We start from the raw sequence: 19,498 nt of genomic DNA on the forward strand, positions 1-19,498 counted from the left end.
TCAAGTCCCGTCCGACGCGAGGAGGCGCTATCTATGCGCCCCGCTATCTGACGTCAACCGCCTTTCTCAAGAAACTTGCAGCGACCGCAGAATGATGTGCCGACGGACAAGAATGTCTGTCGGCGCAGGATTGCTACAGCGCCGTTTGGGCAAGTCTCCGGATCAGCGGAGGAGGCGCGATTATATGTATTTTGCGATCCCGCGCAACCACGTTTCCGAAAAAATGTGCGACGCGCGTATTTGCCAACTCCGCAAGGCAAACACGCGCCCCGCATCCTGCCGCATCCAGCCGGATTCTTAACGTGAATCCGATTTTCGTAGCCGCAGCTGATTCCCACACTTAGTGTTTCGCGTCACTGGAGGCTTTGCCCATGGCAAATTCGCGTTACAGGCGTCGGCTGGAAAACGATCTTGATCGCTGGATCGGCCGCGGACTGGTGCCGGCGGATAATCGTGCCGCGATTCTTGGCGATATTGCCGAAGCAAGGCCCGGCTGGTCTGCAGCTGGAGCGCTTGCCATTCTCGGATCAACGCTACTGGCGTTGGCAGCCATCAGCTTTGTTGCCGCAAACTGGACGCAACTCGGCAATGGCCTCCGCCTGATTCTGATCTTGTCGACGCTTTGGGCCTGCTTCCTTGGCGCCGGACGGGCATTGGCACGGCAACATCCGGCCATCGGACATGCGCTCGCCATGCTCGGAGCCGTGCTGTTTGGTGTCGCCATCGTTCTGGTCGCTCAAATCTTCAATATGAGTTCCTGGCGATACACCGTGTTCGCCGTATGGGCCGTCGGTGCGCTGATCGTGGCGGTCGTGATTCCGTCGCGACCGGTCCTGATACTCTCAGCCTTGCTCGGCGCGGCCTGGGTCGGCGCGGAAAGCGCCAACCCGTATGCGCCGCCTGTTATCTGGAGTTATCTGCCGCTGTGGGCGATCATGATGGCCGCTGCATCGCGGCTGCGTTCCCTGGTCAGCGCAAACCTGCTCGCCATCGGGCTATACATCTGGGTCTGTTTCCTGCTTTGGGATTTTGCGCGCGACGACCGGCTGAGCGAGCTGCAGTTGTCTACCGCGCTGATCCTCGCGAGCGCTGCCGCCGGCATGCTGTTCGCGGTACTGCGCGATCACAGCCTATTCGGCTTCGGCGCGTTGGCCAACTGGGGCGCCACGCTGGCGCTCGCGGCCGGATTTACGGTGCAGTTCCCACTGGACCGGTTCGAGCGCTGGCAGGCCGGCAATGACGGCGCTGCCGAGCGCTGGATCGAGATTGCCGGTGTATCGTCCGCTGACTACTGGATGCTGGCCGGGGCTTTTCTGGTGATATTTCTGGCCGCCCTTGCCTGGCGGGTCGTGAACAATAAGGGCGCACGCACCCTCGCCCTGCCGGCACTGGCGGCGGCACTGGCGGCCCTGTTGTTGCCGAGCCTCGCCGGAATGCTTGGCGGCCATGGCGTGCTTGCGCTGCGAATCGTGTCGGGCCTCATTCTGTTCGCGCTGGCGACCGCTTTGATTCTCTACGGCTCACGCGAGGGCCGGCGCTATATCGGCGGATTGGGCATAACGCTGTTTATTGCCGAAACGCTGTATGTCTACGGGGAAACCTTCGGCGACCTGCTGGACACCTCGTTCTTCTTCCTTATCGGCGGCCTGTTGCTGTTCGGGCTCTCATTCGCGGTTATTCGCCTTCAAAAGCGACTGGCTGCGCGGCCGGAGGCACAGTCATGACGATACCAATCCGGCTCATGATTGTCGCCGCCCTGATGTCGGCTTTTCTTGTGGCGATGATCGCAGACCATCACATTCGCCGCAGTACGGGCACGGATGTGATTCTCGACCTCGAGCCGGTCGACCCCCGCGATCTCCTTGCCGGCTATTACGTCATCATTTCCACACCCGTGCATCGCATCCAGTATGACAGCGTCGAAGGGGACCGTGATTTCTCGGCGCATGACGATGTTTTCGTATCAATCGAGCCGGAATCCGACGGCAGTTGGTCGCCCGTTTCGATCCATCGGACTCGGCCAGCAAACGGCGTTTATCTTCATGGGAAAGTCCAGACCGCGAGCACGGACGGCATTACCGCACACTTCAATATCGAACGGTTTTATGCCGACGAAACAACTGCGCAGGCGCTGGACCAACGCCGCTTTTCAGACCGCGACAGCATGCGGCTCATCGTGTCAGTCGGCAATGACGGGCGGGCCATCATTCGCGGGCTGGAAATCGAGGGCGAGCGCCAGATCGCTCCGCTGCTCTAGCGGCGCCGGCTGAAGGCAGCGAGAAACAGGGGATAGGTCAAGGCTCCCGCCACAAGGCCTCCTATGTGTCCCGCCCAGGAAATCGGGATCGGCGACAAGGATCCGAGCAATGCCAGCAGAATATTGAATCCGGCCCAGGGCAAAGCGAAGCGCAGCATGCCGCGATAACCGCCATCGGCCCAGCCAGCCGCAGCGAGGCAACCGGAAAGGCCGGTCGAAGCGCCGATCACCGGAGCCAACAGATCCGGTGCCACAATAATCTGAAACAGCGCGCCGGCCGCCGAACAGGCAAAGAAGAACACGAGGAAACCCAGCGCACCCGCGCCGGTGCGGCCGAACGGGCGGTAGGCCGCCGCTCCGAAAGCGAGCATGGCCATCGCATTGAAGGCCAAATGCATCAGTCCGCCATGCAGGAAAACATGGAGCAAATAGGGCGACCAAAAACCGAGCGGGCTGGCCTGCGCCAATCCATAAGCCGGAACGATCGCACCGACGGTGAGGAACAGATAGTTCAGCTGGGGGAAAAGCGCACCGATGACGAAGACCGCCAAGAAGCTGATGGCGAAGCCGAGCGGCAGGCGCGGAATGTTATTAAAAACCGGCTGTCGGGCCCCGTACATTTCTCGTTATCCTTAATCTCTTGTTTGCCCGTTCTGCCTAGTTTTTTTGCCGAACGTTCTGGGTGAGCCGCCTACAGGCCTTGAAAAGTTGGCGCCTTGTCCGGGTTAAAACAAGTGTGCGGTTCGCAAGCCGTGCAGGAGATACACGCCATGTGCCGCCAGATCTGTCTTGCTGCCAGCGCAGTCGCTCTCTTTTCAGGTGCGCCCGCCTTTTCACAGACCGTCAGTGATTTCCAGCGCCCTTGGGGTACCAGCACCACTCAGAACAGTGAGCCCTATCGCGCCGGTACACGCGATGCGAATGGCAATCGGGTTGTCCTGAACGGCGTCCTGCAGACTGGCGTCGGGGTTCAGGCGCAGATGGCGGGGACCGGTGGCGTCGGCAACACGCCCACCCAGACGGGGCAAGGCAATGGTCAGACCGGCATGAGCGCGACAGGCCGCAATTCAAGTGCGCTCGCGGTCGGCAATCAGCTCAATGTCGTGGTCCAAGGCAATTACAATACGGTCATCGTCAACTCGACGCAGACCAATAACGGCAATGTAACCGCGACTTCCAGCACCGGCAGTGGTGAGGACGACGAGAATGGCAATTAAGCGAGTCGCGATCGCCTCGCTCGGCGCCCTGCTGTTGGCAGGTTGTGCCGTCACGCCCAATTCGGGATTCGATGGGCGTTACGCGAATCCGATCGGAAATGCGCCGGTGACGCCGAATCCAACGCCCTATACCGACGCGCTCGTTTGCCTGGCCAGTACTGCCCGCGCACAAGGGCGGCCGTCGCCACGCATCGCGGTTGGCCGAATCTCTGACTACACCGGTGCCGGCAATCCGGAGGGCGGCGGACCCGCCATTACTCAGGGCGCTTCGCTTATGGCTATGTCGGCCTTTGCGAAGGCTGGCATCAATCTCGTTGAGCGTTTTGACACGTCAATTGCCGAATACGATTTGCGCTTCGCCAACAATCGCCTGATCGGAGATAATGCCGAAGAGGACGGCTTTCGCCAAATCTACGCCGGGAGCGTTCCAGGCGTCGACTACGCAGTGGTCGGTGGCGTCACTGAATTGAATTTCAATATCCGATCGCAAGGGCTCGATTTCCTCGGCGGCGACCGGATCGATTCCGATCCGACCGGCGTGTTCAACGGGCGTCTCTATGTCATGAATGTCGCGATTGATTTGCGTATGTATGATGCGGAGACGCTCGAAATTGTCGACGTTATTTCCTACCAGAAGCAGATCATCGGCCGCGAAGTCAGCGCGGGTGTGTTCTCTTTCTGGGGCGATGCGGTGATCGACATCTCGACCGGAGGCCGCTCGCTGGAACCGATCCAGCTCGCCGTCCGTTCACTGATCGAACGAGCGGTTCTTGAGTTTTCGTCGACCCTCTATGGCGTCGAGGCGCGGCAGGTTTGCGCCTTCGATGATCCGCTGGGGCTAACCAATGATGCCGGCGGCATCAACCCACACACCTCCTACGCTGCTCGAACGGGAGCTTCAAATGTCCAGATTCGCCAGAGCGTTGACCGCGGGCACCAGCGCCGCGACCCTGCTGTGCGCAACGGGCTACGCGGACGATACGACTGAGATCCTCAACGGGCAGATCAATCTGCAGGCGCAGGTGAATGCCCAAGGACAGGTCGTGGCCGGTCAAACCGGCAATATCAATCTGACCGCGGGCGGCGTCGGCAACGCGCTCGATGTCGAGACCCAGTCCAGCCATGATGTGACCAGCGACCAGCAGTTCGGTGGCTTTGCGACCGCTACTGCCAGCACGTCCGTCAGCGCGGCTGATGGTACGGCGACGACGATTTCCAGCGCGTATGGCAATTCGGCGGTTCTCGAATTGCGCGGCGACAGCGACATCGATATGACCCAGTCCGCCAGCGACGGGTCAAACGTGTTTGCCGGATCGACACTCAATGTCGGCAGTTATGCCTATAGCAACATCACGGCGGCAACTGCGGCAGCGAATGCGGTCGAAACGATTGGCAGTTATGGCAGTGTCGCCGGCACGATCCGCCAGGACTCCGGCGCCGCTGTCGAAGCCCGGTCGATTGTCGAGGCCCGAACCGCGGGGCTGGGCGAGTTCTCGGTCACAGCCGCAACAGCGTCAGGCAATGCCATTCGTTCGCAGGGCGATGAGTCCGCCGTGATCCTGGCGACCGACCAAGCCAATCGGGGTGCGGTCCGCGCATCTGCGCGGGTCAATGCCGGCGGTGGCGGTGTCTTCACGACAGTCGCCGCACAGGCCCAGGGCAACGGGCTCGATATCGCGACGGAATGGGCCTATGGCGAAGCGCGCGGCAGCCAAGTCAACAGCGGCAATACCGATGCCGAGGCCAATATCAATATCGGCAATTTTGACAATGAAAGCATTCTGGCTTCGTCGGAAAGTCTTGGAAATTCAGCCATTTTGACCAATCTCGGGACGGATACATTCCTGGGCCTCGATCAGATCAATACCGGCGGTGTGCGATCGGTGACGCGCTTCGACGGCGATTTTGGCGGCGAGGTGCTGGGATCGGCGGCGGCCTTCGGCAATGCCGCCACGAGCTGGGGCTGTCAGGCGTGCCCGGATACCCAAACCGAAGGCGTGATCAATCAGACCAATTCCGGCACTGTAGATGCCACCTTCCAGACGCAGTATCTAACGGGTTGGGGCACGACCGGCACAGCGACCGCTATCGGCAATTCCGCGACCTTCGTGATCCAGGACGGGCCATAAAAACCCCTGATTACTACCAGGCAATTATATCTAACTTATTGTAATATCAGCGATATCCGCCGACTCCACCATCGAGCATAAGGGTGAGATTTGATGTGTTGATGATCTCGCGGCGGTGTTCGACCATCTCGGTATAGTGTTCTTCACGGCGCACATAGACCAGTTTCACGCCCGGTCCGTAGAGGCGCAGAAGCGATCGCTCGTTGCAATTGCGCCGAGGTTCCTGAGTGGCACAGAAGACGCGGCCGCCAGACCCGTGACGCAAGGCTTCGCCCTGGGCGCAGACAAGCGTGAACGCATCTTCGAAAATGTCGGCGCCATCGACCCGCCAGCCGATTGTCACCTGCATGTAAGTTCCTGACATACAACGGAAAAGTTCCCCGTCAAAAACCTGGTCGACCTGTTCATCGGGATCCGGCCGAGAGGCCGGATGGGGTGTTCCGCGATCATCGAGGCAAACAGCGCGGATAACGCGCCATTCTTCGAGGATACGCGTGCGCTCTTCCTCGACCAACTCCGTGACAATCAGGCCGGAGACGTTGAGCCCGTTGATCGCGGTGGCCGGCGGCGGGGCGCCGAAACTGCCGCCTCCACCGCCCAGCGAGATGACCGTGGCGCCAGCGCCGGCGCCGGCGCGGCCACCCGCCCCGGCCCCGGCATTTGCGTTGGCCCCGGCATTGGCATTGGCGTCGGCATTGACGTTGGTCGTGACGTTGACATTGGTGTTCACATTGACGCCGATATTGATCCGCGGACCATTGATGCGGATATCGGGCGTGCGCACGCGATGCCCGCCGCCGCAGCCACCGCCATAACCGCCATTACAGCCGCCGCCATAGTGACCCCCGCCGCCGCCATGGCCGCCGCCCCCATGGTGATCGCCCAGGGCGAGTGCCGGCGCGCCCAGCGCAGCAGCGGCAAGAACGGCGAGAAGACAGGCTGGCGACACGCGCATGGCGGTCCTCCGTTTTTATTGCGGGCTCGGCCGCGCCGGCAGGTTCTCCATGCAGGCGAGCGCTCACTCTCGCCGTAAGCGTATGGCCCAAGGATTGAAAATGCGTTGCCAAAATGACCAATCCCGGCACAGCGGCTGGTTAACGAAAGCGACGCGACATGATGCATGCCCATTCAAGAACCCTGGTCTCCTACTGGGATGCCAGACGGCGCGATGCGGCGGTACCGGCGCGGGCGGATATTTCCGCCAGCGAGCTCAAGGCCATTCTTGGAAATCTGTTTATGTTACAAAGACATGATGCGTCTCATCATGTTTTCCGCCTGGCCGGCACGCGGCTTTGCGCTCTGCAGAACCGGGAATTGCGGGAGCAGAATTTCCTGTCGCTGTGGCGGGGGTATGACCGCGCACAGATGAAGCTGCTTCTCGAATCTGTCCTCGCCAACCGGGCCCCGGCGAATGCCCATGCTATCGCGGAAACACTGTCCGGGGACAAGATTGAGGTGGAATTGGTGTTCACGCCGCTGGCCTCGAAGGTTGGACAGGTCGACCGTGTGCTGGGCCTTTATCAGCCATTGCAATCGCCCGACCGCTTCGGCCGCCGGCCGGTCATCCGTCACGACCTGACCAAAATGACCCTGCCGGTCACCAAGAACTGGGCGCTGCCCGCCTCGCCGCCGCCTGCCGTTCCCAATGCCGCAAATGATGTCTGACGCGGCAAAGTCTTTTTAACGCCCTTGCTGCATACTGATCCGCCAGAAGAGGTCGGAATCATGAGCGGAACCTTTACCCGACTGGATCGCCGCAAGATCCGCGTCGCAGCCCGGGGTGCCGAAGAACGGCGCCGCCACCGGCGTTTGCCGCTGCAATTGCACGGACGCTATCTCGACTCGCGCGGCGAAGAACAAAAGTGCCGACTGATCGATATTTCGCCTGGCGGGGCCAAGGTCGCCACGCGCAATCCGCCCATGCCGGGCGATTTCGTCGTGCTGCTGGTCGACGGACTCGGACGACTGGACGGGCGGGTCCTGCGCAAGGGCGATAACTGGTTCTCGCTGCAATTCGCGGCCCATGCGCGCAAGCGCGACCGGCTGGCCGATGCCATCACTTGGCGCTTTAACATGGAAAGGCTCGGCCTGTCGGAAGACCGCGCCGCGCCACGGAAATCGGGCAAGGGCCGCGCCGTGATTCACTTCAATGACGGCGTGAAAATCGACGCCGATGTCGTGGATGTTTCCATCTCCGGCGCCGCCTTTGCCGCCATCGAGCGGCCGCGGGTGGGCGAGGAAGTCCGCGTTGGAGAAATGCGCGGCCATGTCGCACGTGTATGGGACGGTGGATTCGCCGTCGCCTTCATGCCACCCAGTGCCGCGTCCAGCACTGCTGCATAAGCATTAAACATTGGCCTCATTCTTGCCGCGTGACGGGGCTAGAAGAGGAAACCGTCTCAATGTGGCGCACGTTATGAGTATGGAAAACGGCCAGCCCCGCACATGGTTTGTGAAGGTGGATGGACGGGTCTACGGCCCGTACACCTCACCGCAAATGCGTGGCTATATCACCGAGGGCCGCGTGGCAGACTACACGCTGGTCAGCGTGGAGCGCGACACCGAATGGAAGCCGGCGGGCGATGTTGAAATCCTGCGCAGCTGGATCGACGAAAACCGCGAGGTCGCGATGGCCGCGGCGGTTACTGAGGATGCGGCCAATCTTCTGGTGGTTACCGAGGTGAAGTCCGGTGTCAGTGAAGCCGTTGAATCCGTCCTTGGCCGCTATGGTGAAACCGCCGAGATCGTGCCGGGTGTGTGGATGGTGCGCGCACGGACGACGGCCTCGGCACTGCGCAATGATCTGTCCCACCTCCTCGATCGCGAGGACAAGCTGATGGTGGTCGACGCCAGCCGGGACCGCTCCGCCTGGTTCAATTTCGCCACGGATATCGACGCACAAGTGCGTGAATTGTGGCGTGGAGAGCGGTCGGACTGACCCTGATCTCACCCTGAACCCAACCTGATGCCGGCGGCCGGTCCGGTGCCAGCCCGCCCTGCCCCTGCGGGTGCTTTCCGGTCTAGAGCGGTTTCAGGCGGCTTTTATGCCGCTTCCAGTTCTCGACATAATGATCGGCGGAGGCTTTCAGGATCTCGTGCATGTCGGCTTCGAGCGTGCGGATGATTTTCCCCGGCGAACCGACGACCAGTGAATTGTCCGGGATCTCCTTGCCTTCGGGCAGGAGGGTGTGCGCGCCGATGATGCAATTGGTGCCGATCTTCACGCCGTTGAGCAGCGTTGCGCCAATGCCGATCAGCGAATAGTCGCCGATCGTGCAGCCATGCAGCATGACCCGGTGACCGACTGTCACCCCCTTGCCGATGACCATCGGATAGCCGTGATCGGTGTGCAGCACCGAATTGTCCTGGATGTTGGTGTCCTCGCCGATCGTGATGTCGTCGACATCGCCCCGGACCACGGAATTGTACCAGACGCTGGCGTTTTCCTTCAGGGTCACGCGGCCGATCACATGGGCGCCCGGGGCGACCCAGAAATTCCCGCTCTCCGGCGTTTTCGGCGTGTGATCGTCAAGGGCGTACAGCGTCATGTGGCTCTCCGGACACGGTGGGTCAAAACTCAATGTGAAACTGCTGCGACGGGGGCGCTTAGGGTTTGTTCACCATACTAGACTGATACTGCGTTTGCGATTCGACACACTGTCGAATGGCAGGCGCTTCGAAGAGGAGGCGAGCGGCCAGTGCGAATTCGACGCACCCACAGGCCTGACAACCGGGGTCCCGACCGTCCTGACTCCGCCCCCACTCCCGCGCAACTCTCATGCCTTGTTTGTTCACGACCCTCGCCTGCCGGCGGGGGTTTTTCAGTTTCAGGAGAGCCCTTCCATGGCGAAACGTTCCGCTAAGCGCCGTCAATCCTCTGGTGAGTTCAATTCCGGTCACTACCAGGACGAACAAACCAAGGTGCGCGCGCTCTTTCCGGGGACCAGCTGGTCGCCGGACGACAAGGAACCGATGCGCGACCAGCGTTACATGAAAAACGTCAAACCGCGCTCCGAGGGCCAGGCCAAACTCATGGCCGCCATCGACAAGCACTCCATGGTGATGGCGCTCGGCCCGGCCGGCACGGGCAAAACCTATCTCGCGGTCGCGAAGGCCGTCGAACAACTCGAAAAGGGCGATGTCTCGCGCATCGTCCTCTCTCGTCCCGCGGTCGAGGCCGGCGAATCGATCGGCTTCCTGCCCGGTGCGATGGAAGAAAAGCTCGCCCCCTATCTGCGGCCGCTCTATGACGCGCTCTCCGACCGGCTGTCACCCAAGCGGCTGAAGGCTTTGATGGCGGAAGGTCTCATCGAAATCGCGCCGATCGGCTATATGCGCGGGCGGACTCTGAACAATGCGTTTGTCGTCGTCGACGAAGCCCAGAACTGCACCTATGGCCAGCTGAAAATGCTGCTCACGCGGCTGGGCTGGCACTCGACCATGGTGGTGACCGGCGATCCGGCCCAGACCGACCTCTTGCCGGAAATGAGCGGGCTCGCCGGTATTGCCGAAAAACTGGAGGACGTACCGGATATCGGCGTCATCCGCCTGCAGGCGGAAGACATTGTCCGTCATCCGCTGGTCGCGTCCATGTTGGATGTGCTGTAGCGGGACTACGGATTTTCTGAAGGGTTTAAGCCGGCGGGGCAGCGACGCTCCGCCGGTTTTTTTTATTCGGCGGCCATCTCGGTCCGGCCAAATCCGCGATTCGCCGTTTCGATCACCCGCGCTGCCTCCAAGACCTCCTGAGACACCACCCCCTTCGCGGCGAGCCAGGCCGCCATCTCGGCCCAGTCCCAGAGCGGCGATTCACTCGTGATGCGCGCGACCGGGCGCGGGAAGCCCGCGGCGCGCGGTCCCTTGCCGCTGGCATAGTTGGAAATCGCCTGCCGGGTGAGGCCGGCCCGTTGGGCGATATCCGACAGGCTGACGAGGTTGTCCGGCTCGACACGTTCGGGCACCGCGCCGGCCGCCCGCACATCGGCAATGGCACTTTCGAGCGCCTCCGAAAGCGTCCCGGCTTCACGGGCGAAATGCAGGACGATGGCGCCACGAGTCACGATAAGGGTTGCGTCATTGCAGCCCGCATCGAAGAACCGGTCCTCGAAATCGTCGGCGGCCGGGTCTAGACCCGTGGCGACTATCGCGAACTCAAACACTGCCATGCGCTTCCTCATCCTGACTGTGGCCGCACCGCTTGCCGGCGCGCCGGATCTGCCGGGCATGGCGGGCCGGATCGCGCGGCGTCGACCAGACCGAGATCCGGCAGCCAGTCCGGTCGTGCCAAGGGCAGAGCATTCGCCCCCAAGCATGGGCGGAGCGTCCCGGTGCTTTCCAGCGCCAGCCCAGCGCTTCGAGCACCGCAACGGCCGCCTCGATGTCCGGATCAGGATGCCGCGGCCGCTGCGCCAAACCTGGTGCGCAATCTGATGGAATTGTTTACATGTGTCAATATTTATCCCGCCCTGGTTGTATTGCAACCCTAGCGGGATTGGATGTCGGCGGCAAACCGGAATAGGGTTAACCCCCTATCTCCCCCCACAACCACGCCGCCGCCTGGTCCGGCGTTTCGCCATCAAGATCGACGCGGCGATTGGCCTCGCGCATCATCTCCGGCGTGATCGCATTGACCAGAGGGGCGAGCGCCGCCGCCACCGCATCGTCCGCAGCGGCGTCAGGCGACAAGAGGATCATGGCGTCATAGGGCGGCAGGACGGCGCGCGGATCGTCGAGGATGACGAGGTCAAAGGCGGCGATCCGCCCGTCCGTCGTATAGGCGGTGATGACATCAACCTGGCCGTCGCGGACCGCGCCATACATGAAGGTCGAATCCATCGGCCGCGGCGTGGCATCCTGCAAACCGTACGCCTGGCGCGTGCCCGTCCATTCCGGCCGCACGAAGAACTCGCTGTCGGCGCCGATCGTCACCGCCTGCCCGGCCAGGTCGGCGATGCTGTCGACACCGAGCCGTGCCGCGCCGTCGCGGCTCATGGCAAAGCCATAAGCGTTTTCAAAACCCAGCGAACCCGGCGAGTAGATGCCGTACTGGTCCAAGAGGAAGGCGTTGATCTCCGCCATCATGCGGAAGCGGCCGACCCTGTCCTCGCGGCGCAGCGTGTTGGTCCACAGCGTGCCGGAATAATCGACCGAGACATCGATCTCGCTATGGGTCAGCGCATCGAAAATGACCGCCGTGCCGAGCCCGTCGCGGCGGGTGACGATGGCGCCCTCCTCTTCCAGCACGCGTTCGATTAGCGCGGCGAGGATATATTGCTCTGTAAAGGGTTTGGAGGCGACGGTCACGGCGCGGCCTTCGAGCCCGATTGCTTCGACGAGGATGTTGTCTCCGGCCTGGCGCGAGCCGGTCGTCAACAGGCTGGGCGCAAGCGCGGCGCCAATGAGGACGATGCCCGCCAGGGTCGCCACACCGGCAATCCTCCGGTCGCGGCGGCGCGCGGCGATCTCATAACTGCGCACGATCTGGTCCAAGAGGATGGCAAGCACCGCCGAGACGACGCAGCCGAACAGCACGGCCGTCCAGTTGCGCGTCTGCAGACCGGCGAAAATGTAATTGCCGAGGCTGGCCGCCCCAACCGGGGTGGCGAGCACGGCGGCGCCAACCACCCAGACGACGGCGGTACGGATGCCCGCGACAATGGTCGGCAGAGCGAGCGGCAATTCAACGTCGATGAGCGCCTGGCGGCGCGTCATGCCGACGCCGCGCGCCGCTTCGCGGACGACGGGATCCACCGCCTGCAGGCCGACAATCGTGTTGCGCAAGATCGGCAGCACGCCATAGAGGGTCAGCGCGATGAAGGCTGGCGCAAATCCGATCGTGCCGCCCAGCACGGGCACCATTAGGGCGAGCAGGGCAAGGCCGGGAATGGTCTGCAGGGTGGAGGCGAAGGCGAGCGCCGGGCCGGCGAGCCAATCGCGGCGCGCCGCAAGGATCCCGAGCGGCAGGCTGACAACAATGGCCGTCGCGATCGCCGCCATCGACAGGCGCATGTGTCCGCCGAGATATTCGGACAGAACGGCAAACGCCTCGGCCAGCTGCGGGCTCATGATGCGCCCTCCAGCGCGGCCACAGCCTTGGCCTGTTTGGCCGGGGCGGCAAGAAGCTCCGTGACGTAAGGGTCGGCCGGCCGGTTGACGAGATCGGACGGGGTGCCGGTCTGAACCACGCGCCCGTCCTTCATGACGAGGATCCTGTTGGCCAGCAGCAGCGCCTCGGCCATGTCATGGGTGACCATGACGGCGGCGAATTTCAGGCGGTGTTGCAGCGCGGTGAAATCCTCCTGCAGGCCAGCACGGGTGACCGGGTCGAGCGCCGAAAAGGCCTCGTCCAAGAGGATGAGCGGAGGTTCGGCGGCGAGCGCGCGCGCAATGGCGATACGCTGGCGCTGGCCGCCCGACATTTTGAGCGGGAAACGGTCACGGAAGTCCGCCGGGTCGAGGCGGACGAGTTCAAGCAGTTGGTCGGTGCGCGCCGCGATGCGCGGCTTGTCCCAGCCCAGAAGACGCGGCGTCACCGCGATATTCTGCGCGGCGGTGAAATGCGGAAACAGGCCGTCGCCCTGCATCACCCAGCCGATTTCGCGGCGCAGATCATGGGCGTCGATGCCCATCACGTCGCGGCCCTGGAATTGTATCCGGCCCTCCGAGGGTTCGATCAGCCGGTTGATCGCCTTCAGCGTCGTGGTCTTGCCGGAGCCGGATTCGCCGACAATGGCGACAAGTTCGCCCGCGGCAACGGACAGGGAGACATTGTCGGCCGCGAGAACGCTGCCGGGATAGCGCTTGGTCAGTCCTTCGACGCGAAGGACGTCAGTGCCGGTGCCGGCTGCGCTCAAGCCTCTTCCAGGTCGATATCGAGAATGGTGATCTCGAAGGAATAGCTGGTCTCGCCCTCGTCCACGATCTTCTGGACGACGCCGAGGCATTCATCGCCGATATGGATCTCGGCGCATTCGTCCGCGCGCTGGCGGCGCTGGACGACCATTTGCGGGTTGAGTTTCTTTTGGAGAAATGCCTCCAGCTTGGTGGCTTCCTCGGCGGTCACGAAGTTGGACACGTGTCTGGCTTCCTCAATGTCTGATTCCTTGCCGGACCATAGTCCCGGCGCCCTGCAAGGCAAGGGCGGGGTCAGTCACCGGTGTCGATGCGCTGGTCCATGGTGCGCGCCGGCTCCTTGCACAGCCCGCCGACCGGTTCAGCGGGAACGCCCGCCACCGTGCAGTGCGCGGGCACGTCCTTGAGCACGACCGAGCCGGCAGCGATGCGCGCTTCCTCACCGACCTTGATATCGCCGAGCACTTTCGCGCCCGCGCCGATGAGGACGCCATCGCCGATCTTGGGATGGCGGTCGGTGTCGGCCTTGCCCGTGCCGCCCAGCGTGACGCCGTGCAGGAGCGAGACATTGTCGCCGACGACAGCGGTCTCGCCGATCACCACCGCGGTGGCATGGTCGATCATGATGCCCTGCCCGATTTGTGCAGCCGGATGGATATCAACACTGAAGCGTTCGGATATCCGGCTTTGCAGATGGAAGGCGAAGGTCTCGCGCTCCTGCTTCCACAGCCAGTGCGCAACGCGATAGCCCTGCAAGGCAAGGAATCCCTTGAAATAAAGAAAGGGCTGCAGAAAGGAGCGGCAGGCCGGGTCGCGCTCCTCGATGGCGACCATGTCGGCGGCGGCGCGGCTGGCAATCTCCGGTTCGGCGGCGATCGCCTGCTCAACCACGTCCCGGGCCAGCATAGCGTCGAGCTGGGCATCGGCGAGCTTCGAGGCCAGCCGGTAGGCGAGCGCGTCGGCGAAGCGGTCATGGCGCAGAATGGCCGCGTTGAGAAAACTGGCGAGGATCGGCTCTTCGGCGGACGCTGTGGCCGCATCAATGCGCAGGCGCGACCAGACCGAAGACGGGCCATCGACCAGGTTGAGGGTTTCTGCGGGCATGGCTACTCCCCTTCGAGCATGGCCTTCGCCAGCGCCTTTTCGAGGCGGCCGGTCCGGGCCATGTAATGCGCCTTCAGGATCATTGCCACCGAGCAGAGATCGCGGATCTCACCGCGCATCACTTCATCGAGCGCGTCGCGGAAGGGCAAACGGCGGGGCGTTAGCTCCTCCGTACCGTCCGGATCGGGCGCGCCCTGCGTAAGGCCGGTGGCGATAAAACCGAAGGCGAGCTCATCGGTTAGCGAGTTGGAGACCTCCGCCTGCAGGATTTCCAGCCAGTGTTCGGCAATGAGGCCGGTTTCTTCTTTCAGCTCACGTTTGGCGCTGTCCAGCGGATCAGATTCCTTGCGGCCGCCGCCTTCGGGGATTTCCCAGCTGTAGTTGTCGAGCGCAAAGCGTGGCTGGCCGACGAACATGGTCGTCCCGTCGGCAAACAGCGGCAGGATCAGGATCGCGTGATGCTTGGGCGAGATGACGGTGTAGGCACCCGCCTTCCCGTCCGGCCGCGTGCCGTCATAGCGCGTCAGCTCCATCCACGGATTGTCATAGACCCGCTCGCCGGGTTTCACCGTCCAACCGCCACGCTTGATCATGCCAACTCCCGCCTTGCGTGCAGGACTTGGCCTATTCCGCGCCCTGCATCAAGGCGCCGCGCTTCACGCGCTTCTTCAGCCGGTCCTGGAAGTCGCGGCGCTTCTGGCGCGCCCTGGTGAGGAGAACGAAGGCGGCCGGGGCAAAGATCAGCGCCAGCAGAGCCGATCCGGCAACCCCGCCGGCGACGGCGGCGGCGAACGGGATCCAGAAGGAATCCCCGGACAAAATCAGCGGGGTGAAGCCGCCGATCGTTGTCAGCGTGGTCGAGATGATGTGGCGCGTGGCATCGACCACCGTGTCCTCGACGACCGCCAAATCGAGCGCATTGGCACCGGGACTCGCCCGCAAGGCCGAGAGCACGACAATCGTGCCATTGATCGACAGGCCGACCAGACCCATCGCGCCGACAATGGCATTGAAGCCCAGCGGCGTGCCGAACATCCAGACGCCGAACATGGCGAGCCCGACCGACAGGAAACCGACGACAAAGACCACACCGGCAAAGCGGAAGGAATTGAAAGCCAGCACCACGGAACCGATCATCAGGATCAGGAGCGGGCCGGCAGTACCGAACAAATTTCCGATCGCATCGCCACGCGCTTCGGCCTCACCGCCGATCTGAAGCGTATAGCCCGGTGGAAGCTCCACCCCGGCGGCGTCGAGCCGCGACAGGAAATCCTCGAGTACGGGTGCGGGCAGGCTGAACGGTTCGAGATAGGCATAGATCGGATTCATCCGGTTGCCGTCCTGGCGGCGGATGCTGGCGACTTCCGGCGACAGGCCGACATCGCCCAGCGCCGAGACCGGCGCCGACAGGATGCCGCTGTCAGGCGCGGTCAGCAGCGGCGCGGCGGCCAGGTCGCTGACGCTGGCACGGCGGTTCTCCGCAGCAATCACGCGCACCGGCATTTCCTCGACGCCCTCGAGGATCGAGCCGCCAGGTACGCCGTCGAAGTCGGCACGCAGCCGGCTGGCAAGATTGTCGAGCCTTATGCCGGCCAGTTCGGCGGCGGCCTCGTCGACATTGACCCGTGCGACCGGCTCGCCCATGCGCATGCCGGCCACCGTCGTCGTCACGCCGGGTGTCGCGGCCAGGATGGTGCGGACCTCGTCTCCGAGCGCATCCAGCGTGGCGAGATCGGGTCCGAAAATCTTGAGCTCGATGGGCGCCGCCGTGGGCGGGCCTTGCTCGAAGGGCAATGTCAGGAAGCGCGCCTGCGGGAAGGCAGCGATCATGTCATGCTGCAATTGCGGCAACAGGGTCTCGGTCGCTTCAGCGGATTGGGTACGGACCCAGCCAGCGGCCAGGTAAGGCGCCGCGCTTTCATTGCCGATCACGTTGTAATAGGTGCGCGGCGGGCTTTCGCCGAGGGTCCAGCCGACATCGATGACGCCGTCATAGGCCTCGATCAGCTCGGTCGCGCGCAGCACCTGGCGGCGCGTCTCCTCGATCGAGGTATTGGTCGGCAGCACCATTTCGACCTGGAACATGTCGCGGTCGGTCGGCGGGAAGAATTGCATGGGCAGGGTGGTGGCGGCGGCGAAGCCCGCCACGGGGAGGATCGCCCCGCCCACCAGGCCAACCCAGGGGCGGGTCGTCACGGCCTGAAGGATTCCGCGATAGAGGTATTCGAGCGGCTTAAACCGCAAGCCATCGCGCAAAACGGAATGCCGGCCCTCGGCATAATTATTGTGGTCGAACCAGCCCGCAAAGGCCGGCACGATCGTCATGGCCAGAAGGAAGCTGGCCGCCACGGCGAAGATCACCGAAACGCCGATCATCCCGATGAACTCACCGGCGGCGCCAGGCATCAGCGCGATCGGGGCAAAGGCAAAAATCGTGGTCATCGTCGAGGCCAGCAGCGGGCCGAACAGATGTTTCAGCGACTGGTCGATCGCATCGAGCGGCGGCAAACCCTTGGCGCGCTTGAGCTGGTATTCGTCGACGACGACGATGGCATTGTCGATCAGAAGGCCGAGCGCGACGACGAGGCCGGTGACCGACATCTGGTGCAATGGTTCGTCGAAGACGCGGATCAGGAAGAGCACGAACAATACGGTTAGCGGCAGAGCCGAGCCGACGATCAGCGCGGCGCGCCAGCCCATCAGCAGGAAGAGCACGCCGAACACGATCAGTGCCGAGTAACCGAGATTGACGGACAGGCCGTTGAGACGGGATTCGACATAGTCCGACTGGGAAAAAACGATGTCGACGGCAATGCCGGGATTCTCCGCAGCAAAGCCGGCCACGACCTCGCGGGCGCGGTCGGACCAGACATCGACGCGTAATTCCGGTTGCAGGAAACCGGCGACATAGATGACGCGATCGCCATTGAAATAGGCCATGGCGGAGGCCGGGTTGCGAATGCCGCGCTCGATCTCGGCGATATCGCCGAGACGGACGAAGTCGCCATCCTGAGATTCGATTACCGGCACGGTGCGGATGCGGTCCAGGGTCTCGAACTCACCGCCGATCTCAACATTGAGATTGACGTCGCCGGAGCGCAGTTCGCCGGCCGGCGTCTTCGCATCAGCCTGCGAGATCAGGCCGGCAAGGTCGCCGACGGTGAGCCCGAGCGCCGCCAGCGCATCGGGATCGGCCACGACACGGATTTCCTCGTCCGCCTGACCATAAAGCGCGGTTTCTTCGGTGCCGGGAATGTTCAGGAGCCTGTCTTCAAGATCGCTGGCAAGCCGCGACAGAATGGCAAGGTTGGGCTCGCTGGCAGCGGTCCAGCCGAGCGCGACGATCATGGTGGCCGCGCCAATATATTGCCGCTGCACGTCCGGATCGCCCGCTTCCGGGGGGAGAAGCGGGCGCACCGCATCGACCTGTTCGCGGATCTGCGTCCAGGTCTGGTCAACCTCGGTCGGATTGAGATCTTCGCGGATGTTGATGTTGATCAGCGAGATGCCGGAGCGCGACGTCGAAATAACGTCGTCGATCTCGGCAAGCTCGCGGATCGAATCCTCGATCGGGTCGGTGATCAGAGCTTCGACCCGTTCGGCGGAGGCGCCGGGAAAGGGTGTAACGACGACACCGAAGCGCTCGGTCAGACTAGGGTCTTCCTGACGGCCGAGCGTGAACAACGCGCCCGCGCCGGCAATCGTCAACAAGAAAACCGCGAGAATGGAGAGCCGCGAGAAGCGATAGAAGATCGTGGCCATCAGTCCGCATCCTCAACCGGGATCACCGATTGGCCGGGCGTGACGCGCTGCAAACCCGACGCGACGATCATCTCGCCATCATCAACGGCGCCGCGGACGAAGGCGCGGTCGACTTCGACCCGCAGGGTTTCGACGATCCTCGGCTCGAGTGCCCATTCTCCGCTGTCGCGGCGGACAAGCGTTTGCACAGACCAAAGGCCTCGGCGGCCCTCCGTCAAAGCGCTGGTCGGCACCCAGAAACCGCTTTCGGCGATCCCCGTTTCAAGCTGCAGGCGGGCGACCTCTCCGGCGCGGGCCAAGCCGCCTTCAATGTCGAAGATGGCGGTCACGGTGCGGGTGCGCACATCGACGACGCCGGTTGCGGTACGGAATTCCGCGGCGATCGGTCCGGCGCCGGTCTCAAAGGTATAAGCCTCGCCTTCGACCAGCGTCGCGGCAGCCGCCGCCGGCAGCCCGATCCGGATTTCCAGCGCTGCGTCCTCAACGAGGCGCAAAACGGACGCCCCGGGTGCTGCGATCGCGCCCTCATCGGCCATGCGGGCCGTAACGACGCCGCTGAACGGCGCGGTGATGCGCGACAGGACAAGCTGTGCCCGCAAGGCGTTGGCCTGGGCTGCGGCAGCGGCGCGGCGGGCTTCCGCCGCCGTTGTATTGGTGGCGACCTCGTCGAGGCGCTGCTGCGAGATGTGGCCGCGTTCCAGAAGCGTCCGCTGGCGCTGTTCGGTCGCGCCGGCGATCTCGACCTGCGCCTGGGCTTCATTGGTTTGGGCGTCGGCAGCGGCGATTTGTGCCGCCAATGTGCTTGTATCGAGGCGCGCGAGCGTATCGCCCTCTTCCACCCGGTCACCGACATCGACCGCAATCTCGGCAATGCGGCCGCCGCTCTGGAAGCCGAGATCGCTTTCGCGGCGCGCGGTAATCAGACCGGGATAGGCTTCGTTAATCGCGGCATCGTCCTGATAGCTGACGGTCAGCACCCGCACCGGCAGAGCGCCGGCATCGCCTTGCTGGATGTCGGCATCGGCAGCGCGCGATGCGGAAACGATCAAGACGATGGCCGCCACACCCAATGCCGCGGTGATCACCGCCATTCCTGCGCCGATCGATTGCAGCCGGGTTTTCAATGCAGACATGGAAACGCCCCTCGTACGAACTCCGTTCAAAGGGCATATAGGGCA

21 protein-coding genes are annotated in these 19,498 nt (G+C 63.2%); 9 read left to right on the top strand and 12 right to left on the bottom strand.

What is annotated here, in order from left to right; genetic code table 11:
- Positions 1–371 precede the first annotated feature (371 nt).
- Together ACO08C_RS02120 and ACO08C_RS02125 are read left to right on the top strand one after the other, a co-directional pair.
- Entirely contained in the window at positions 372–1,724 is a 1,353-nt protein-coding gene (locus ACO08C_RS02120; RefSeq protein ID WP_421787108.1) for a DUF2157 domain-containing protein, read from the top strand.
- A complete protein-coding gene (locus tag ACO08C_RS02125) occupies positions 1,721–2,257 on the top strand; it encodes a GDYXXLXY domain-containing protein (RefSeq protein ID WP_421787110.1) in 537 nt (178 codons plus the stop codon). The genes ACO08C_RS02120 and ACO08C_RS02125 overlap by 4 nt, the downstream gene beginning before the upstream one ends.
- Here the strand turns inward: ACO08C_RS02125 and ACO08C_RS02130 are convergent.
- Entirely contained in the window at positions 2,254–2,877 is a 624-nt protein-coding gene (locus ACO08C_RS02130; RefSeq protein ID WP_421787111.1) for a rhomboid family intramembrane serine protease, read from the bottom strand. The two genes, ACO08C_RS02125 and ACO08C_RS02130, sit on opposite strands and share 4 nt — an antisense overlap.
- Before the next feature lie 150 nt (positions 2,878–3,027).
- On the opposite strand from ACO08C_RS02130, the gene hfaA reads away from it, so the two are divergent.
- The 3 genes from hfaA to hfaD are packed head-to-tail and all read left to right on the top strand — an operon-like array spanning position 3,028 to position 5,603.
- On the top strand, positions 3,028–3,474 hold the full coding sequence (hfaA, locus tag ACO08C_RS02135; protein ID WP_421787113.1) for a holdfast anchoring protein HfaA: 447 nt from the start codon (positions 3,028–3,030) through the stop codon (positions 3,472–3,474).
- Entirely contained in the window at positions 3,464–4,462 is a 999-nt protein-coding gene (gene hfaB, locus ACO08C_RS02140) for a holdfast anchoring protein HfaB (RefSeq protein ID WP_421787114.1), read from the top strand. The genes hfaA and hfaB overlap by 11 nt, the downstream gene beginning before the upstream one ends.
- Positions 4,377–5,603 (top strand): holdfast anchor protein HfaD, encoded by a 1,227-nt coding sequence (gene hfaD, locus ACO08C_RS02145; RefSeq protein WP_421787115.1) that lies wholly within the window; start codon positions 4,377–4,379, stop codon positions 5,601–5,603. Before hfaB ends, hfaD begins: the two co-directional genes overlap by 86 nt.
- A gap of 46 nt (positions 5,604–5,649) precedes the next feature.
- On the opposite strand, the gene ACO08C_RS02150 is transcribed toward hfaD, so the two are convergent.
- Positions 5,650–6,558: a hypothetical protein gene (locus tag ACO08C_RS02150; RefSeq protein WP_421787117.1), complete on the bottom strand. Its 909-nt coding sequence runs from the start codon at positions 6,556–6,558 to the stop codon at positions 5,650–5,652.
- A 158-nt stretch (positions 6,559–6,716) separates the two neighbouring features.
- Here ACO08C_RS02150 and ACO08C_RS02155 point away from each other — a divergent pair, with 158 nt between their 5' ends.
- The 3 genes from ACO08C_RS02155 to ACO08C_RS02165 all read left to right on the top strand — a co-directional run bounded on the left by ACO08C_RS02155 (position 6,717) and on the right by ACO08C_RS02165 (position 8,541).
- Entirely contained in the window at positions 6,717–7,268 is a 552-nt protein-coding gene (locus ACO08C_RS02155) for a PAS domain-containing protein (RefSeq protein ID WP_421787119.1), read from the top strand.
- A gap of 60 nt (positions 7,269–7,328) precedes the next feature.
- Positions 7,329–7,946, top strand: a complete 618-nt coding sequence (locus ACO08C_RS02160; protein WP_421787121.1) for a PilZ domain-containing protein — start codon at positions 7,329–7,331, stop codon at positions 7,944–7,946.
- A 73-nt stretch (positions 7,947–8,019) separates the two neighbouring features.
- Entirely contained in the window at positions 8,020–8,541 is a 522-nt protein-coding gene (locus ACO08C_RS02165; protein ID WP_421787123.1) for a DUF4339 domain-containing protein, read from the top strand.
- Positions 8,542–8,623: 82 nt separating this feature from the next.
- On the opposite strand, the gene ACO08C_RS02170 is transcribed toward ACO08C_RS02165, so the two are convergent.
- Complete coding sequence (locus tag ACO08C_RS02170; protein ID WP_421787125.1) at positions 8,624–9,151, bottom strand: gamma carbonic anhydrase family protein; 528 nt, start codon at positions 9,149–9,151, stop codon at positions 8,624–8,626.
- Positions 9,152–9,446: 295 nt separating this feature from the next.
- Here ACO08C_RS02170 and ACO08C_RS02175 point away from each other — a divergent pair, with 295 nt between their 5' ends.
- The gene (locus ACO08C_RS02175) at positions 9,447–10,211 is read left to right on the top strand and encodes a PhoH family protein (protein ID WP_421787127.1); all 765 of its coding nucleotides are present in this window, start codon (positions 9,447–9,449) and stop codon (positions 10,209–10,211) included.
- A 62-nt stretch (positions 10,212–10,273) separates the two neighbouring features.
- On the opposite strand, the gene ACO08C_RS02180 is transcribed toward ACO08C_RS02175, so the two are convergent.
- From ACO08C_RS02180 to ACO08C_RS02220, 9 genes are all read right to left on the bottom strand, one after another.
- On the bottom strand, positions 10,274–10,768 hold the full coding sequence (locus tag ACO08C_RS02180) for a helix-turn-helix transcriptional regulator (RefSeq protein ID WP_421787128.1): 495 nt from the start codon (positions 10,766–10,768) through the stop codon (positions 10,274–10,276).
- Positions 10,755–11,015, bottom strand: coding sequence for a hypothetical protein (locus ACO08C_RS02185; protein WP_421787129.1), 261 nt, complete (start codon positions 11,013–11,015; stop codon positions 10,755–10,757). Before ACO08C_RS02185 ends, ACO08C_RS02180 begins: the two co-directional genes overlap by 14 nt.
- A 108-nt stretch (positions 11,016–11,123) precedes the next feature.
- Positions 11,124–12,668 carry an ABC transporter permease/substrate-binding protein gene (locus ACO08C_RS02190; protein WP_421787131.1) on the bottom strand — a complete coding sequence of 515 codons (1,545 nt, stop codon included), beginning with the start codon at positions 12,666–12,668 and terminating at the stop codon, positions 11,124–11,126.
- On the bottom strand, positions 12,665–13,456 hold the full coding sequence (locus ACO08C_RS02195; RefSeq protein ID WP_421787133.1) for an ATP-binding cassette domain-containing protein: 792 nt from the start codon (positions 13,454–13,456) through the stop codon (positions 12,665–12,667). Before ACO08C_RS02195 ends, ACO08C_RS02190 begins: the two co-directional genes overlap by 4 nt.
- Complete coding sequence (locus tag ACO08C_RS02200; RefSeq protein ID WP_421787134.1) at positions 13,453–13,677, bottom strand: DUF3126 family protein; 225 nt, start codon at positions 13,675–13,677, stop codon at positions 13,453–13,455. Before ACO08C_RS02200 ends, ACO08C_RS02195 begins: the two co-directional genes overlap by 4 nt.
- 71 nt (positions 13,678–13,748) lie before the next feature.
- On the bottom strand, positions 13,749–14,558 hold the full coding sequence (cysE, locus tag ACO08C_RS02205) for a serine O-acetyltransferase (RefSeq protein ID WP_421787136.1): 810 nt from the start codon (positions 14,556–14,558) through the stop codon (positions 13,749–13,751).
- Between the two features lie 2 nt (positions 14,559–14,560).
- Positions 14,561–15,151: an NUDIX domain-containing protein gene (locus ACO08C_RS02210; protein ID WP_421787138.1), complete on the bottom strand. Its 591-nt coding sequence runs from the start codon at positions 15,149–15,151 to the stop codon at positions 14,561–14,563.
- A 31-nt stretch (positions 15,152–15,182) separates the two neighbouring features.
- Complete coding sequence (locus ACO08C_RS02215) at positions 15,183–18,320, bottom strand: efflux RND transporter permease subunit (RefSeq protein WP_421787140.1); 3,138 nt, start codon at positions 18,318–18,320, stop codon at positions 15,183–15,185.
- On the bottom strand, positions 18,320–19,453 hold the full coding sequence (locus tag ACO08C_RS02220; RefSeq protein WP_421787141.1) for an efflux RND transporter periplasmic adaptor subunit: 1,134 nt from the start codon (positions 19,451–19,453) through the stop codon (positions 18,320–18,322). The genes ACO08C_RS02215 and ACO08C_RS02220 overlap by 1 nt, the downstream gene beginning before the upstream one ends.
- Between the last annotated feature and the right edge of the window lie 45 nt (positions 19,454–19,498).

Origin of the sequence: Hyphobacterium sp. (genome assembly GCF_965229905.1) — a bacterium.
Taxonomy (GTDB): domain Bacteria; phylum Pseudomonadota; class Alphaproteobacteria; order Caulobacterales; family Maricaulaceae; genus Hyphobacterium.

Excerpts from the sequence above, each read along its gene's own strand:
- ACO08C_RS02150 (WP_421787117.1), bottom strand. The coding sequence starts at position 6,558 with ATGCGCGTGTCGCCAGCCTGTCTTCTCGCCGTTCTTGCCGCTGCTGCG.
- ACO08C_RS02125 (WP_421787110.1), top strand. The coding sequence starts at position 1,721 with ATGACGATACCAATCCGGCTCATGATTGTCGCCGCCCTGATGTCGGCT.
- ACO08C_RS02175 (WP_421787127.1), top strand. The coding sequence starts at position 9,447 with ATGGCGAAACGTTCCGCTAAGCGCCGTCAATCCTCTGGTGAGTTCAAT.
- ACO08C_RS02155 (WP_421787119.1), top strand. The coding sequence starts at position 6,717 with ATGATGCATGCCCATTCAAGAACCCTGGTCTCCTACTGGGATGCCAGA.
- cysE (WP_421787136.1), bottom strand. The coding sequence starts at position 14,558 with ATGCCCGCAGAAACCCTCAACCTGGTCGATGGCCCGTCTTCGGTCTGG.
- ACO08C_RS02180 (WP_421787128.1), bottom strand. The coding sequence starts at position 10,768 with ATGGCAGTGTTTGAGTTCGCGATAGTCGCCACGGGTCTAGACCCGGCC.
- ACO08C_RS02190 (WP_421787131.1), bottom strand. The coding sequence starts at position 12,668 with ATGAGCCCGCAGCTGGCCGAGGCGTTTGCCGTTCTGTCCGAATATCTC.
- ACO08C_RS02165 (WP_421787123.1), top strand. The coding sequence starts at position 8,020 with ATGAGTATGGAAAACGGCCAGCCCCGCACATGGTTTGTGAAGGTGGAT.
- ACO08C_RS02215 (WP_421787140.1), bottom strand. The coding sequence starts at position 18,320 with ATGGCCACGATCTTCTATCGCTTCTCGCGGCTCTCCATTCTCGCGGTT.
- ACO08C_RS02170 (WP_421787125.1), bottom strand. The coding sequence starts at position 9,151 with ATGACGCTGTACGCCCTTGACGATCACACGCCGAAAACGCCGGAGAGC.
- ACO08C_RS02120 (WP_421787108.1), top strand. The coding sequence starts at position 372 with ATGGCAAATTCGCGTTACAGGCGTCGGCTGGAAAACGATCTTGATCGC.
- ACO08C_RS02210 (WP_421787138.1), bottom strand. The coding sequence starts at position 15,151 with ATGATCAAGCGTGGCGGTTGGACGGTGAAACCCGGCGAGCGGGTCTAT.
- ACO08C_RS02160 (WP_421787121.1), top strand. The coding sequence starts at position 7,329 with ATGAGCGGAACCTTTACCCGACTGGATCGCCGCAAGATCCGCGTCGCA.
- ACO08C_RS02130 (WP_421787111.1), bottom strand. The coding sequence starts at position 2,877 with ATGTACGGGGCCCGACAGCCGGTTTTTAATAACATTCCGCGCCTGCCG.
- ACO08C_RS02220 (WP_421787141.1), bottom strand. The coding sequence starts at position 19,453 with ATGTCTGCATTGAAAACCCGGCTGCAATCGATCGGCGCAGGAATGGCG.
- hfaA (WP_421787113.1), top strand. The coding sequence starts at position 3,028 with ATGTGCCGCCAGATCTGTCTTGCTGCCAGCGCAGTCGCTCTCTTTTCA.
- hfaD (WP_421787115.1), top strand. The coding sequence starts at position 4,377 with ATGTCCAGATTCGCCAGAGCGTTGACCGCGGGCACCAGCGCCGCGACC.
- hfaB (WP_421787114.1), top strand. The coding sequence starts at position 3,464 with ATGGCAATTAAGCGAGTCGCGATCGCCTCGCTCGGCGCCCTGCTGTTG.